Here is a 14,304-nt window from a genome sequence, read left to right as displayed (position 1 = left end):
CATCGCCAGGATAACTGCGCAGTGCCGCGGGCTGGCGGGTCGATGGTCCACCTCGTCCCCGCGTCCAGCGCAAATGCCCCGGACTGGGCCAGACCACCGACGCGGGGCGGTCGCGGCACCCGTCAGGGCCAGGGTCATCGCCACCTCGGCCCGCAGGCGGACGGGGCCAAGCGTGATCTCCAGCGCAGCGACGCCTGCGGGGTTGCCCACCGCACGGTTCGCGCGCCGCAGTGCGGCCAGGTCCAGCGCGCCGGACGCGCTGACCCCCTGCCCCGCCTGACCGATGCGCCCGGCATCCTGCACCAGGATCGGAAAGGCGGTCTGGATCACGCGCAACCCGGTCACGGGCGCGGGCTCCGGCACGGCCACCGCGTGCACGCGCGCGGAGCCGGTCACGAACCGCGCCCGCACGCCGGGGCGCAGCAGGGCGGGCACGTCGCGGGTCAGGTCGAACATCGGCACCTCGGTCCGGCCGATCAGCTGCCAGCCGCCGGGGCTGGCCTGCGGATAGATGCCGCAGAACCGCCCCGCCAGCGCGACCGATCCCGCCGGAATTTTCGTGCGCGGCGCGGACCGACGCGGCAGGTCGAACCGCGCATCGGCGCAGGTCATGTAGGCGAAGCCGGGCGCGAAGCCGCAGAAGGCCACCTGCCAGATCGCGGCCTGATGGGCAGCGACGACCTCATCCGTGGTCAGGCCCATCAGGGTGGCAACCTCGGCCAGGTCCTCGCCGTCATAGGTCACGGGAATCTCGACCGTCTCGGTCGCGCGCGCCGCAGGCACGGTGCCGGGGGCGGGCTGGCGGGCCAGAACCGCGCGGGCCAATGCGGCATCGGCCGCCACGCCCGCATCGGTGGTGATCATCAGCGTTCGGGCGGCGGGCACGATCTCGGAGACGCCCGCGACCGGGTCGGCCGCCAGCGCGTCGAACAGCGCCAGCGTCGCGTCCAGATCGGCCAGCTCGACCAAGAAGGCGCGGGGCCCGATGGGCAGGATGCGGGTCATGCCTGCCACCGCGTTTCGGGCACGTCGGTGACGAACATGTGCCCCGGCGCATGGGTGATCGCAAAGGGCGGGCGCGAGGCCATGACCGCCGCCTGCGGCGTCACCCCGCAGGCCCAGAAGACCGGCACCTGACCCGGACCCACCGGCACCGGGTCGCCGAAATCGGGCTTTTGCAGGTCCGTGATGCCCAACGCCTCGGGCAGGCCGACATGCACCGGCGCGCCGTGAACGGCGGGGGTGCGGCCGGAAATCATCGCGGCCTCGGCCACCCGATCCGCCGGGATCGGCCGCATCGACACGACCAGCCGCCCCGACATCCGCCCCGCCGGGCGACAGTTGCGGTTGGTCAGGAACATCGGCACGTTGCAGCCTTGGTCGACATGCGCGACCGGGATGCCCGCCGCCATCAGCGCCCCTTCGAAGGTGAAGGAACAGCCGATCAGGAAGGTCACCAGATCGGGATGCTCCGCCCAATGGGCGGTGGCGTCCGTCACCTCCTCGGTCAGCACGCCGTCGCGCCAGATGCGGTACAGCGGAATGTCGGTGCGCAGGTCGGCATCGGGCGCCATGACGGTTCGGTGGCTGCCGGGATCGGTCACGTCCAGCACCGGGCAGGGCTTGGGGTTTCTCTGCGCGAACAGCAGGAAATCCCACGCCCAATCGCGCGGCAGCGAGATCATGTTGCACTGGGTAAACCCCGGCGCCTGACCCGAGGTCGGGCGCGCAGGCCCCTGCCGCGCGGCCAGCCGCGCCTCGGCCGGGGTCATGCCCCACCTCCGGCGAAGGGCGCGATGGTGACCCCGCCCGCGATCAGCGCGTCGCGGACCCGCGCGGCGATGGCCACCGCGCCGGGGCTGTCGCCATGCACGCAGATGCTGTCGGCCTCAAGGCGCAGGATGCTGCCATCCTCGGCCTCCAGCACGCCCTCGGTCGCCAGGCGCAGCATGCGCGCGGCGATCAGGTCCGGATCATGCAGGACCGCGCCCGGCTGCTTGCGCGAGACCAGCGCGCCCGCGGCGGTATAGGCGCGGTCGGCGAAGGCCTCGGCCACCACCGACAGGCCCGCGGCGCGCGCGCGGTCCAGCACGGGCGCGCCCGCCAGACCCATCAGGACCAGCGACGGGTCGACCGCCTTGACGCCCGCGATGACCGCATCGGCCTGGCCCGCGTCACCCGCGATGGTGTTGTACAGCGCGCCATGCGGTTTCACGTACGCGACCCGCGTGCCCGCCGCCCGCGCCAGACCCTGCAACGCGCCGATCTGATAGATGACGTCGGCGGTCAGATCGTCCGGCGCCACGTCCATGTTGCGCCGCCCGAAGCCCACGCGGTCGGGATAGCTGACATGCGCCCCCACCGCGACGCGCCGCGCCGCCGCCTGTCGCAGCACCGCCATGAGGCCCGCCGGGTCGCCCGCGTGAAAGCCGCAGGCGATGTTGGCGGAGCTGACGATGTCCAGCATCGCGGCGTCGTCCCCCATGGGCCAGGGGCCATAGCCCTCGCCCAGGTCGCTGTTCAGGTCGATCGGCATGGTGTCCTCCTTATTGGCCCAGGAAGGCGAAGATCGTGGTGACCGACCGCGCGCCCATGTACCAGGTCAGCGCGCAGACGATGGCCCCAAGCGCCAGCAGCACCCGGTTGTAGCGGTGCCCGCCCATCAGGTCGGACCGCGCATAGCCGATATAGGTAAAGATCGTCAGGCCTATGGGCAGGATCAACCCGTTGAAGCCGCCGACGAAGACCAGGATCGCCGCAGGCGCGGTCCCAAGCGCCAGATACACCGCCAGCGAAAAGGCGATGAAGCCCACCGTGGCCTTGGACCGGGCCGCATCGCTGCGCACGCCCACCACGTCCAGAAAGCTGACCGAGGTATAGGCCGCCCCGATGACCGAGGTCAGCGCCGCCGCCCACAGGACCACGCCGAACACGCGCATCCCCCAATCGCCCGCCGCCGCCTGGAAGGCCTGCGCCGCCGGGTTCGCCGCCTGCGACGACAGATCCAGCGTCACGCCCGATGCGACGACGCCCAGGATCGCAAGGAACAGCACGAACCGCATGACGCCCGTGACCGCGATCCCGGTCAGCGCCGCGCGTGTGACGGCGGTCAGATTGTGCTCTCCGGTCAGGCCCTTGTCCAGCAACCGGTGCGCGCCGGAATAGGTGATGTAGCCGCCGACCGTGCCGCCCACGATGGTGGTGATGGTGGCGAAATCGATGCTGTCGGGCCAGATCGTCTGGCGCAGCGCCTCGCCCACCGGGGGGTTCGACTGCACGGCCACGAACAGCACCAGAAGGATCATCACGATCCCCAACCCGATGATCGCCCGATCCAGCAACAGCCCGGCCTGCCGCGACAGAAAGATCGCGATGGCCAGCACCGCGGTGATCGCGCCGCCGATCTTGGGGTCCAGGCCCAGCATGGCGTTCAGGCCCAGCCCGCCGCCCGCGATGTTGCCCACGTTGAAGGCCAGCCCGCCGATCACCACCAGCGCCGTCAGCAGATAGCCCGCCCCCGGAATGGCCGCGTTCGCGGTTTCCGACGCGCGCTTGCCGGTCAGGGCGGTGATGCGCCAGATGTTCAGCTGGACCACGAAATCGATCAGGATCGAGGCCAGGATCGCAAAGGCGAAGGCCGATCCCATCCGGGCGGTGAAGGTCGCGGTCTGGGTGATGAAACCCGGCCCGATGGCCGATGTCGCCATCAGGAAGATCGCCGCCAGAAGGCCTCCGCGGAGGCTGGCGGCCGCAACGCTGCGGTCGGTGGTCATGGATGTTTCCCCGTGTCGGACTGTTGTTGATTGTCACCAGCCTGCCACGATTCCGTGATCCGTCAACTATTATCTGACACTTCGCCCAGTTTTGTTGAACAATCCAGAATGACCTGCGCGGCAATCTGCCCGGAATCAAGGCAACAGCCTGCTTGCCCTGCCCCTGCCCTGCCGCCATGATCGCCCCCGCATCACTAGGAAGACCCATGACCGACCCGAATCCCGCAGGCTTGGCCGAAGACACCGCAGCACGGCTGCGCGCGCAGGTGATCGCGGGGCATCTGCGCCCCGGACAGCGCCTGTCGGAAACGCGCCTTGCCGCCGATCTGTCGGTGTCGCGCAACACGCTGCGCGAGGTGTTCCGCCTGCTGACGCGCGAAGGGCTGCTGACCCATGCGCCCAATCGCGGCGTGTCGGTGGCGGTGCCGTCGATGGCGGGGGTGCTGGACATCTATCGCGTGCGCCGCCTGATCGAGGTCCCGGCCCTGGCCCAGGCCTGGCCCCGCCACGCGGCGGTGCTGCGCATGGCCGAATGCGTGGCCCAGGCCCGCATCGCGCGCGAGGCCGGCGACTGGCGCGGGGTGGGCAGCGCGAACATGTCGTTCCACGCGGCCATCGTGGCCCTGACCGACAGCCCGCGGCTGACGGCGTTCTTTGCGCAGGCGATGGCGGAACTGCGGCTGGCCTTCGGCCTGCTGGACAGCCCCGAACAGCTGCACGCGCCATTCCTGCAGGAGAACGGCGCGATCCTGGAGCTGGTCCAGCAGAGCGACATGGACGCCGCCGCGGCCCGGCTGGCCGATTACCTGGACCGGTCGGAACGGGTCGTGATGACCGCCTTTGCCCGGCTGGAGAACGGCGTCACCCCGGGGTGACGCCGCGACGCCTCAGCTGCCGGTGATCGCCAGCAGCATCAGATAGATGACCGACGGCCCCATCAGGCAGCCAAGCCCCGTATAGAACGTGGCCGTCATCGCGCCGTACGGCACCAACCGCTTGTCGGTGGCGGCCAGGCCGCCCGCGACGCCACTGGTCGTGCCCATCAGGCCGCCATAGGCCATCGCCGATTTCGGGTTGTTCAGCCCGATCAGCGGCGCCACGAAGGGCGTGCCGATCATCACCAGAACCGCCTTCAGCAGGCCCGCAGCGACGGACAGGGCGATGACCTCGGAACTGGCGCCAAGCGCGGTGCCGGTCACCGGACCCACGATATAGGTCGCGGCCCCGCCGCCGATGGTCGCCATGCTGACCGCATCGGTATAGCCGAAGGCCGCGGCGACCAGCGCGCCCACCGCAAAGGACACGAAGATCCCCAGGGCCAGCGCGACGACACCCGCCGCCCCCGCCTTGCGGATCTCTCGGATGTCGACGCCATAGGCGGTCGACACGATGGCCAGGTCGCGCAGCATGGCGCCGCCCATCAGCCCGATCCCCGCGAACATCGGCACGTCGGCCAGGCCCTTGGACCCGCCGGTGGCGATGCCGCCCAGCCAGGCCAGCACCAGGCCGATGATGATGGCCACGGCCGACCCGTGCAGCCGACCCGCCGACAGCCGGTCGGACAGCTGATAGGACAGCCACATCACGACGCCCACGACGACAAAGGCAAAGACCAGCCCGTTCTTGGACAGGATTTCGGTGATCATCTCCATGTCGTCACGCCTCCTGCGCCATCAGGGGCGGCAGCGGGGCATCCTGCCCGCCGATCCGCGCCACGGCCGGGACCAGCGCCATGCAGGCGATGGTCGCGCCGACCCCGGCGATGATCGCGATGGGACCGCCCGCCAGGGCCGCCACGACGTTCTGCTGGGCGGCCATCGCCACGACGATGGGGATGTACATGGCCGACCAGAACAGGATCCCCTGTTCCGACAGTTGCGGCAGGCGCCCGGTGCGGCGCAGCCAGTCGGTCGACAGGATCAGCAGCAGCATGGCAAAGCCCACGCCGCCCACGTTGGACTGGACGCCCAGGATGACGCCCAGCAGATCGCCCAGGATGACGCCTGCCAGATGACAGGCGGCCAGGGCCGCGACTCCATAGATTATCATGTTTTCCTCCCGTGAAATGGCCGATGCCCCGGGCCGCGTCCTCCTCGACGCGGGCCCGGGCGGCCGGATGTCAGGCCAGGGCCTGCGCGTACAGTCCCGCATGGGTCTTGCGCAGTTCGGCCTTCTGCACCTTGCCCATGACGTTGCGCGGCAGGGCGTCGACGACGATCACCTGCCGGGGTTGCTTGAAGCGCGCCAGATCGGACAGCGCGGCGCGGATCTGGTCCGCGTCCAGCGTGCCCGATTTCGGCACGACGATGGCGGTCACAGCCTCTCCCAGGTCGGGATGGGGCAGGCCGATCACGGCGCTCTCCAGAACACCGGGCAGCGCGTCGATGGCCTCCTCGACCTCCTTGGGATAGACGTTGTAGCCCCCGGAAATCACCAGGTCCTTGTCGCGTCCGACGATGCGCAGGTAACCGTCCGCCTCGATCGTGCCCAGATCGCCGGTGATGAAGAACCCGTCGGGGCGGAACTCTGCCGCGGTCTTTTCCGGCATGTTCCAGTAGCCCTCGAAGACGTTGGGCCCCTTGACCTCGATCAGGCCGATCTCGCCGGGCGCGACCGGATCGCCGGTCTCGCGGTCGGTGATGCGCACCTGGATGCCGGGCAGCGCCATGCCCACCGCCCCCGCGATGCGGTCCCCGTCATAGGGGTTCGAGGTGATCATGCAGGTCTCGGTCATGCCGTACCGCTCCAGGATCCGCTGTCCGGTGCGGTCGGTAAAGGCGCGGTGATCCTCGGCCAGCAAGGGCGCCGATCCCGACACGAACAGCCGCATGCCCGACGTCGCCTCGCGGTCCAGCCGCGGCGATTTCAGCAGGCGGGTATAGAACGTCGGCACCCCCATCAGCACCGTCGCGCGCGCTATCAGGTCGATGGCCTGTTCGGCGTCGAACTTGGTCAGAAAGATCATCGTGGCACCGGCGACCAGCGCCATGTTGGCGGCCACGAACAGCCCGTGCGTGTGAAAGATCGGCAGCGCATGGATCAGCCGGTCGTTCGCGTCGAACCGCCAATGCTCCAGCAGCGCCTCGGTGTTCGAGGTCAGGTTGCCATGCGTCAGCACCGCCCCCTTGGACCGCCCCGTCGTCCCCGACGTGTACAGGATCGCGGCCCGATCCTCTGGTCCGCGGGGATGCGCGTCCTCGCGCGGGGTGGCGGTGCGGGCCTGATCGGCCAGCGTCCCCTGCCCGTCCGCGCCAAGCGTCAGCACGGCCAGCGCGTCCCCCGCCCGGTGGGCATGGGACGCCGCCAGACTAGGGTCGCAGACGAACAGCCGTGGCGCCGCATCGCCGATGAAATAGTCGATCTCGGCCCCGGTATAGGCGGTGTTCAGCGGCAGGAAGATGCCGCCGACCTGCAGCGTCGCCAGATACAGCGCAATGGCCTCGGGCGATTTCTCGACCTGGACGGCCACGCGGTCGCCGGGCGCCACGCCGATCGCGGTCAGCGCGCCCGCCAGCGCCTCGACCATTCCGCGCATCTGGGCAAAGCTGATGTCGGGCTGGCCGGGGCGTTCGAACAGGGTCTTGCCCTGCATCACCTCGGCGGTCTGGATGAAATGGTCGTGGATGGTCTGCATGGTGGTCTCCTCCCTCATGGTCTTCACGCCTTCAGCGCTTCGGCGATCTGGGCGCCAAGCGCCACCTCGCCATCGCGCACGAAGGCCTCGTGCCGGTCCTCGATCCGGTCCAGTTCGTACAGATAGTTGATCATCAGCCATGCGACGATTTCAGCGCCGAGGGCGCCAGATCGGCGGGCCAGTTCAGCCGATGCGCGCTGGCCCCGTTGCCCAGGTGGAACCGCGCCACCGGATCGGCGGGCAACCCGCCCCGCGCCTTGGCCTGCGCGATGTAGCGCGCGCCTGCCGCCAGAACCTGCGGGCGCAGCGTGTCCACCGCGTCGTCGGACCAGCCATTTGCCAGCGCCGCGCGCAGATCGGCCGCGTCGTCCTGAGTCGCCAGCCATGCGGCAAAGCCCGGCACCGGCGACAGCGTCACGAAACAGCGCAGGTCCGGCAGATCGACCGACAGCTGCGCCACCACCTGCTTGATCAAAAAGTTGCCGAAGCTGACGCCCTTCAGGCCGGGCAGGCTGTTGTTGATTGAATAGAACACCGCCGTGTCCGCCGCCGCCGGTTCGCGCGCATCCGGCGCGGTCAGGATCGGGCCGATCGCGTCGGGCATGCCTTGGGTCAGCGCCACCTCGACAAAGATCAGCGGCTCGTCCCCGGTGGCGGGATGAAAGAACGCATACAGGCGGCGGTCATTGTCGGCCAACCGGCGCTTCAGGTCCGGCCAGCCCTGCATCTGGTGGACGCTTTCGTATTCCATCAGCTTTTCCAGGATCGCGGCAGGCGCGTTCCAGTCGATCCGCCGCATGGTCAGGAAACCGCGGTTGAACCAGCTGGCCAGCAGATGCGCGAAATCCTGGTCGATCGGCGCAAGGTCCGGGTCGGCGCGCATCGCGGCCAGCAGGTCCTGGCGCATCCGAACCAGCCGCAGCGTGGCCCCCGGCGCCATGTTCAACCGGCGCAGCAGCGTCTGGCGGGCAGGCTCGACCACCTCGAACAGGCGCGCCACGCCCGCGGCATCGGGCTGCACGTCCCACGCGGCATAGGCCGTCCGGATCGCCTCCGCATCCACCCCGTGATCGTCGCGAAGGCTGCGAAAGAATGCCAACCGCTCGTCGGCGTCCAGTTCGGCATAGGCCGACAGCGCCTGTTCGGCCACCGCCACCCGCGCCGCGTCCCCGATCCGCCCCATCAGCACCGCGCAGGCCACCCGCGCGCGTTCGGACGCGGGCCGCGCCAGCGCCTTCAGCGTCTCGGCCTCGCCGCCGCGCTTGCGCCGCGTGATCGCCTCCACGAAATCCGACAGGAATCCCAGTCTCTGCTTGCCCATGATGATCCTCCCCACCGTTGATATACACTGATTCCGATCTGTTGTATACAACAACGACGCAGATGGACTTTTCAACAGCGCTGCGGTGAAATGCAGGACAGAACAGGTGCCGACATGACCCTTCCCACCGCACAGCGCATCCGCCTTGCCCTGGAAAACGCCATCGTGGACGGCCGCCTGACCCCCGGCCAGCAGATCGACCCCGATCAGGTCGCCCGCGACTACGGCTGTTCGCGCACCCCCGTCCGCGAGGCGCTGCAGGCGCTGGAGGCGTCGGGCCTGCTGATCGTGCAGCCGAAACGCGGCACCTTCGTGGCCAAGCTGGGCGTCCCCGAACTGATGGACCGGTTCGAGCTGATGGCCGAACTGGAATCCTTCTGCGCACGGCTGGCCTGCCGTCGCGCCGATGCGGACGACCTGGCCCGCATCGACACCGCCCTGACCGCCTGCGAAGGCGCGCGCCACGACCCCGACCGCTACTATGCTGAAAACACCGCCTTTCATCAGGCGATCTATCGCGCCGCGCACAACGCCTTCCTGGAAACGGAAACCCTGCGCCTGCAGGCCATCCTGCAACCCTATCGCCGCCGCCAGCTGCAATCGCCGGGCCGCGTCGCCAATTCGCTGGCCGAACATCGCCAGATCGCCGCGGCCATCGCCGCCAGCGACGCCGACGGCGCAGCCCGCGCGATGACCGATCACGTGCTGGTCCAGGGCGAACGGTTCCGCGACCTGGTCGCCGTGGTGGGCAGCCTGTCGCGCCCTCAGGCGGGGGGCGTGGCCTTGCGCTGACGGCGGCGTTCCAGCCCCAGGCTGTGTTCGCGCCAGATGATCAGGATGCCCGCCAGGATCACCAGGGCCGACCCGCCGATCACCGCCGTGCCCGGCACCTCGCCAAAGACGTACCAGCCCAGGGCCACCGCCCAGATCATCGCGACGTAATCGAACGGCGCCACCACCGACGCATCCGCATGCCGATAGGCCGAGGTCAGCAGGATCTGCCCCAACCCGCCCAACAGTCCCGTGGTGATCAGCTGCATCAGCACCCAAGGCCCCGGCATCACCCACCCGAACGGCAGCGTCAGCAGAGACAGCCCGGTCGAGGTGATGGAAAACCAGAACACGATCGCCGATGTCCGTTCGACCTGGACCAGCTGCCGGACAAAGATCTGCGCCAGCGCCGCGGCCCCTGCCCCGCCAAGCGCCACGACCGCGCCCAGCATCCGCAGCGGGTCGCCCGCCGTCCCCGCCTGCAGCTGCGGCGACAGCACGATCAGCACCCCGGCCAGACCCAGCCCGACCATGCCAAGGCGAAAGGCGCGGACGTTCTCTCCCAGAAACATGCCGGCCAGCACCACGACCAGCAGGGGCGCGGCAAAGCCGATGGCGGTCACCTCCGGCAAGGGCAGAAGGCCAAGCGCCCAGAAATTCAGCGCCATCGCCGTCGTGCCGACCAGCCCGCGATACAGATGCCCCATCGGGTTCGCGGTCAACAGACCGACCCGCAGTTCGGACCGCAGCACCAGCCATCCCAGGATCACCGGCAGCGCAAAGAACGACCGAAAGAACACCTGCTGCCCCGGCGGGATCTGGGCGCTGTCGGCGGTCGCCTTGATCAGCGCGGCCATCAGCGTGAACACCGTCACGCTGATGCATTTCAACGCGATGCCGCGCATCGGGGAATCACTGGGGGGCATACCGGGCGCCTTGATACCGTGGGGGTCGCCCTTGGTGCTACGCCGGGATTGCACGATCTGCAACAAGCATCGACGCGGGCTGAGCAGTATAAGATTTGTTATTCAATATCAATGGCTTGACGCGAACCCTTCCCCGCGGGGAAGGTTGCTGCCGCGGGAAAGGGCCCTGCCCTTCCCCGCGGGGAAGATCACTCGATCTGGTCCAGCATCGCGGCCACCGCCGCCTCCAGCTTGCGGCGGTCGATGGTCGAAAAGTCCCGCGGCAGGCGGATCTCCAGGCGGCCGTTCGCGGCGGTGCATTTCGCGCTGCCCTGCGGGCGCGCCAGCTGGAACGTCGTTTTCGCCTTGGCGGTCGAGGGTGGCGCGGGCGGCGCCGTCCGCGGTGCCGGCCCTTCGGGCAGCGCCTCACCCCCCTGCCCCGCATAACGGCGCAGCACGGCCAACTCGTCGGTGATGGACCGCGTGTCCCAATCCTTCAGCTCGGTCCTGATCGCGGTGACCAGGCCCGGAACCTCCTCCAGCCGCTGCGACAGCGACAGGCCCAGGGCGCGCGGGATCTCCTGCGGATACATCAGCACCTCGCCCAAGCGCTCGACCAGCGGGATGAAGTTCCGGATATAGCTGCGCTTCTGATAGCCCGCCGACCGGAACAGGATCGCCACGGCCTTCTCCGCGTCATTCTCCGCCGTCAGCGGGTCCATCGCGTAATGCACCGCCAGCTGCGCCATCTCGGCGAAAGAGATGTCCTTGCGCACCAGGTTCTCGTCTACCATTCGCCGGTACAGCGCCTCCAGCTGATCGCCGCGCGCGGCGATGCCCGCGGGGATGCGACCCCAGGCCTCGGCGTCGCCGGTCTCCTCCAGCAGCTGGCGATAGGCCGACAGCCGCCGCCAGCCCTGGATCAACTCGTATCGGCCATCATCGGTAGGCTCGACCCGGATCGGGTTCGACAGGCCGATGTCGCGGATCGAACTGACCAGCTCGGCCAGGTCGAAATCGGCCACGGGCTTGCGGTCGCGGATCAGCTTGGTCGTGTCGATCATGTCCAGCGCAATCAGGTCGGTGATCAGCCCTGCCCGCTTCAGCCGGACATGCTCCTGCGCCAAGGCGTCGTTCTCGGCGCGGATCTGCGCCTCGATGAGCGCACGGTCGCGGGTCGATTCCACCGTCTCGCTGATCGCGGCGGCCATCGGTCCGCGGCGACCGTCGGGCTGGACCTTCCCCGCGGGGAAGCCGCCCTCGGCATCGTCTTCGGGGATATCGATGTCGAACATCCGGCGCTTGCGGCTCATTGCGCGTCCTCCAGCTCGGTCCAGGCGGTCAGCACGTGGCCGCGGAACTCCTCATAGGCCTGATCGAATGTCGCCCGCGCCCGGCGCCAGGTGCCCCGCGTCATCTCTCGGTAATCGATTTCGTATATCGACGACAGGAACCGCCCCGACTGCTCGACCGCGCGGGTCAGCTCGATCGGGTTCTGCGCCAGCCGGTCGCCGAAAACCTGCCGGAATGCTGCGAACATCGCCTGGTGCAACTCGTTCGAGGGCTCGTACCGAGTCATCAGAAAGCGGATGTCAGCAAAGGCCTTGGGCAGCTTGATCTTCCCCGTGGGGAAGTTTTCGAACCCGTGGGACAGATCCTCCAGCGCCTCGGCCAGCTGACCGATGAAGCTCGTGGTGCTGTCATATTCCCAATAGCCCGGGCCCGACGGGATATACAGCATGTCGGCGGCAAAGACCGCATTCATCGACTGATACCCGATCGCCGGGGGGCAATCGAACAGGATCAGGTCATACGCATCGTCGGCCAGGCTATCCAGGAACCGCGACACCGCACCAAAGAAGGTCCATTCCGGGTTCAGGTGCCGGTACTGGGCGCTGGCGAACTCGACAAAGGCCGCGTTGGCGCAGCTGGGAACGATGTCGATGGTGGGCCAGGCGGTGGGCTTGATGAAATCGGCCGGGCGCAGCGTGCCCAGACCCATGTCGCGGATGGACGCCGGCAGCTTGCGATGGGGCAGGGCGGTCCCCGTCTCGGCGCCGGCGCTGGCGGTGTTCATGCGGTCGGTCTCGCGCTCCAGGTCGCGCGCCATGATGCCCCAGACCGTGTGGTCCTCGCCGACATCGTTCAGGCCCATGGAATGGGACAGCGTCGCCTGCGGGTCAAAGTCGACAACCAGCACCCGGTACCCGTCCAGGGCTGCGGCATGGGCGAAATGCAGCGCCACCGTCGACTTGCCCGCGCCACCCTTGAAGTTGGCGATGGCCGCGCGGAAGGCGCGCTTGCCCGCCGGGCGCGGCGGCATCAGGGATTTCTTGCCGACCCGGATGCGGCGGCGCAGCTCGTTCACCTCGTCCAGGCTGAACCAACGCTGGCGGCCGTCCTCCTCGACTTCCCCGAGGGGAAGGTTCGGGTCCGCGGCCAGCTTGCCGCGGAAGGTCGACTGGTTGATGCGGAAGATCAGCTCGGACACCTCCCACGAGGAGAAACGGCGCAGCGTCTTCTCGTTGGCGGGGCTGAAGGTCTGCCGGCGGATCCAGCCCTGCATCTTGAGGGACTGGGACTGCAGACGGGCAAGGTCGTCGTGCGTATACATGTTGTGTCGGTTTCCAAGGACGCTGTTTGCTTCTGTTCCCGCTTTTACGCCGGATTTGCGCTTTTGGCAAAAGGCTTGTTCATTGATAGCACGAAATGCGCGAAAGCAGCCCCTGCTGGCGAATCACCGCGCCTGGATGGTGGCGCCAAGGCCACGGACCCTGGGGGCAGGGGGCAGGGGGCGGATATTGGGGGACGCGAGGGCTCCGACCACTGCCCATTGGGGGACATGGCGCCCGGAATGAGGGACGCCCAGCATGTCCCGCTATACCATTGATACCCTGATTCAAGATTGCCTTTCGGCTTGAGGGCGGGAAATCGGGCGATCTGCTTGACAGAATCGGATTTCAGGACGCTAATGCCTGCAGAGTGGCGAAAGACGTTGGGGACTGCACAAGATCTCGGCGCCACCGGGGCAGACGGCCGGGCAGCCGGCGGGCAGGAACGATGATGCAGGTGATGCGACCCGTCGGCAGGCAAGCCGCGGCACGGAAATACGACCTTCTGTCCGCGATGATGGCGCATGCCTTCGCGGGCGATCCGCAGCGGCAGCGGCTGATCCTGCGCCTGATGGCACTGATCACCACCCGATACAACTGGCAGCGCGACGAGCTGACCATGGGCCAGCGCGAGATCGCGCGGCTGTGGTGCGTGGACGAACGTACCGTCAAGCGCGACATGGCGCGGCTGCGCGAGGCCGGATGGATCGTGGTCAAGCGGCAGGGCGCCCGGGGCCGGGTCTCGGTGCTGGGCCTGGGTCTGGAGCGCATCCTGCTGGACACGCGCCCGGACTGGTCCAATATCGGCGAGGATTTCGTGGTCCGCATGGGCGAGGGGCCAGAGGCGCCCGACGCCGCCGATCCGCCGAACGTGGTGCCGTTCCGGCGGCCTGACGACATCGCGCAGGACGGCGTCTGGCCGCAGATCTGCACGCGTCTGCGCGACGAGGACCCGGCGCTGTTCGATGCCTGGTTCGCGCCGCTGTCGGCCGGGGAAGGGCAGGGGGGGTGTCCTGCACCTTGTCGCGCCGTCGCGCTTTCACGCGACCTATGTGCGCACGCATCTGCTGGCCCGGCTGCAGATGGCCGCGCGCCGCAGCGACCCGACCCTGGGCGAGGTCCGCGTCACGCCCGGCTGACGGCCGTCGTCATCGGGGTTGTGCTATTCACCATCCTGCACAACGGATCGGGCACGGTCCGCCACATTTCTCTGCCGATTGCTATGGCGCTGGACGCACAGGTCCTGCATCCCATGGGCATCAGTATATAGCGGAGCGATCCTGCGTTT

At 68.6% G+C, this 14,304-nt stretch carries 14 protein-coding genes; 3 read left to right on the top strand and 11 right to left on the bottom strand.

Annotated elements, in window-relative coordinates; genetic code table 11:
- The 4 genes from TY51_RS11185 to TY51_RS11170 all read right to left on the bottom strand — a co-directional run.
- Positions 1-1,005 (bottom strand): carboxyltransferase domain-containing protein (locus tag TY51_RS11185; RefSeq protein ID WP_231559019.1); only part of this gene is annotated, 1,005 nt, incomplete at its 3' end.
- Entirely contained in the window at positions 1,002-1,772 is a 771-nt protein-coding gene (locus TY51_RS11180) for a putative hydro-lyase (RefSeq protein ID WP_042249675.1), read from the bottom strand. The genes TY51_RS11185 and TY51_RS11180, both read right to left, overlap by 4 nt.
- Entirely contained in the window at positions 1,769-2,536 is a 768-nt protein-coding gene (locus TY51_RS11175; protein WP_042249672.1) for a LamB/YcsF family protein, read from the bottom strand. The genes TY51_RS11180 and TY51_RS11175 overlap by 4 nt, the downstream gene beginning before the upstream one ends.
- A 10-nt stretch (positions 2,537-2,546) precedes the next feature.
- Positions 2,547-3,773 (bottom strand): NRAMP family divalent metal transporter, encoded by a 1,227-nt coding sequence (locus TY51_RS11170; protein WP_042249670.1) that lies wholly within the window; start codon positions 3,771-3,773, stop codon positions 2,547-2,549.
- 206 nt (positions 3,774-3,979) lie between these two features.
- Between TY51_RS11170 and TY51_RS11165 the strand changes: the two genes are divergently transcribed.
- On the top strand, positions 3,980-4,648 hold the full coding sequence (locus tag TY51_RS11165; protein ID WP_042249667.1) for a GntR family transcriptional regulator: 669 nt from the start codon (positions 3,980-3,982) through the stop codon (positions 4,646-4,648).
- Between the two features lie 12 nt (positions 4,649-4,660).
- Here TY51_RS11165 and madM read toward each other — a convergent pair whose 3' ends face one another.
- The 4 genes from madM to TY51_RS11145 form a co-directional block, all read right to left on the bottom strand.
- The gene (gene madM / locus TY51_RS11160) at positions 4,661-5,425 is read right to left on the bottom strand and encodes a malonate transporter subunit MadM (protein ID WP_042249663.1); all 765 of its coding nucleotides are present in this window, start codon (positions 5,423-5,425) and stop codon (positions 4,661-4,663) included.
- A 4-nt stretch (positions 5,426-5,429) separates the two neighbouring features.
- On the bottom strand, positions 5,430-5,822 hold the full coding sequence (gene madL, locus TY51_RS11155; protein ID WP_042249661.1) for a malonate transporter subunit MadL: 393 nt from the start codon (positions 5,820-5,822) through the stop codon (positions 5,430-5,432).
- A 70-nt stretch (positions 5,823-5,892) separates the two neighbouring features.
- Complete coding sequence (locus tag TY51_RS11150) at positions 5,893-7,407, bottom strand: malonyl-CoA synthase (protein WP_042249658.1); 1,515 nt, start codon at positions 7,405-7,407, stop codon at positions 5,893-5,895.
- A gap of 133 nt (positions 7,408-7,540) precedes the next feature.
- Entirely contained in the window at positions 7,541-8,728 is a 1,188-nt protein-coding gene (locus TY51_RS11145; protein WP_052650067.1) for a malonyl-CoA decarboxylase domain-containing protein, read from the bottom strand.
- Positions 8,729-8,842: 114 nt separating this feature from the next.
- On the opposite strand from TY51_RS11145, the gene TY51_RS11140 reads away from it, so the two are divergent.
- Positions 8,843-9,520: a GntR family transcriptional regulator gene (locus tag TY51_RS11140; RefSeq protein WP_042249655.1), complete on the top strand. Its 678-nt coding sequence runs from the start codon at positions 8,843-8,845 to the stop codon at positions 9,518-9,520.
- Here TY51_RS11140 and TY51_RS11135 read toward each other — a convergent pair.
- The 3 genes from TY51_RS11135 to TY51_RS11125 all read right to left on the bottom strand — a co-directional run bounded on the left by TY51_RS11135 (position 9,493) and on the right by TY51_RS11125 (position 13,018).
- The gene (locus TY51_RS11135; RefSeq protein WP_042249652.1) at positions 9,493-10,425 is read right to left on the bottom strand and encodes a DMT family transporter; all 933 of its coding nucleotides are present in this window, start codon (positions 10,423-10,425) and stop codon (positions 9,493-9,495) included. The genes TY51_RS11140 and TY51_RS11135 overlap by 28 nt on opposite strands.
- A 188-nt stretch (positions 10,426-10,613) precedes the next feature.
- Positions 10,614-11,717, bottom strand: a complete 1,104-nt coding sequence (locus TY51_RS11130) for a ParB N-terminal domain-containing protein (RefSeq protein ID WP_042249651.1) — start codon at positions 11,715-11,717, stop codon at positions 10,614-10,616.
- The gene (locus tag TY51_RS11125; protein WP_042249648.1) at positions 11,714-13,018 is read right to left on the bottom strand and encodes an AAA family ATPase; all 1,305 of its coding nucleotides are present in this window, start codon (positions 13,016-13,018) and stop codon (positions 11,714-11,716) included. Before TY51_RS11125 ends, TY51_RS11130 begins: the two co-directional genes overlap by 4 nt.
- A 455-nt stretch (positions 13,019-13,473) precedes the next feature.
- On the opposite strand from TY51_RS11125, the gene TY51_RS11120 reads away from it, so the two are divergent.
- Entirely contained in the window at positions 13,474-14,286 is an 813-nt protein-coding gene (locus TY51_RS11120) for a hypothetical protein (protein WP_231559017.1), read from the top strand.
- Positions 14,287-14,304 lie beyond the last annotated feature (18 nt).

The organism is Paracoccus sp. PAMC 22219 (assembly GCF_000787695.1).
GTDB lineage: Bacteria > Pseudomonadota > Alphaproteobacteria > Rhodobacterales > Rhodobacteraceae > Paracoccus.
This window is presented reverse-complemented; position numbering and strand designations above follow the sequence as displayed.

Coding starts and splice junctions, on each gene's coding strand:
- TY51_RS11180 (WP_042249675.1), bottom strand. CDS start 1,772: ATGACCCCGGCCGAGGCGCGGCTGGCCGCGCGGCAGGGGCCTGCGCGC.
- TY51_RS11175 (WP_042249672.1), bottom strand. CDS start 2,536: ATGCCGATCGACCTGAACAGCGACCTGGGCGAGGGCTATGGCCCCTGG.
- TY51_RS11170 (WP_042249670.1), bottom strand. CDS start 3,773: ATGACCACCGACCGCAGCGTTGCGGCCGCCAGCCTCCGCGGAGGCCTT.
- TY51_RS11165 (WP_042249667.1), top strand. CDS start 3,980: ATGACCGACCCGAATCCCGCAGGCTTGGCCGAAGACACCGCAGCACGG.
- madM (WP_042249663.1), bottom strand. CDS start 5,425: ATGGAGATGATCACCGAAATCCTGTCCAAGAACGGGCTGGTCTTTGCC.
- madL (WP_042249661.1), bottom strand. CDS start 5,822: ATGATAATCTATGGAGTCGCGGCCCTGGCCGCCTGTCATCTGGCAGGC.
- TY51_RS11150 (WP_042249658.1), bottom strand. CDS start 7,407: ATGCAGACCATCCACGACCATTTCATCCAGACCGCCGAGGTGATGCAG.
- TY51_RS11145 (WP_052650067.1), bottom strand. CDS start 8,728: ATGGGCAAGCAGAGACTGGGATTCCTGTCGGATTTCGTGGAGGCGATC.
- TY51_RS11140 (WP_042249655.1), top strand. CDS start 8,843: ATGACCCTTCCCACCGCACAGCGCATCCGCCTTGCCCTGGAAAACGCC.
- TY51_RS11135 (WP_042249652.1), bottom strand. CDS start 10,425: ATGCCCCCCAGTGATTCCCCGATGCGCGGCATCGCGTTGAAATGCATC.
- TY51_RS11130 (WP_042249651.1), bottom strand. CDS start 11,717: ATGAGCCGCAAGCGCCGGATGTTCGACATCGATATCCCCGAAGACGAT.
- TY51_RS11125 (WP_042249648.1), bottom strand. CDS start 13,018: ATGTATACGCACGACGACCTTGCCCGTCTGCAGTCCCAGTCCCTCAAG.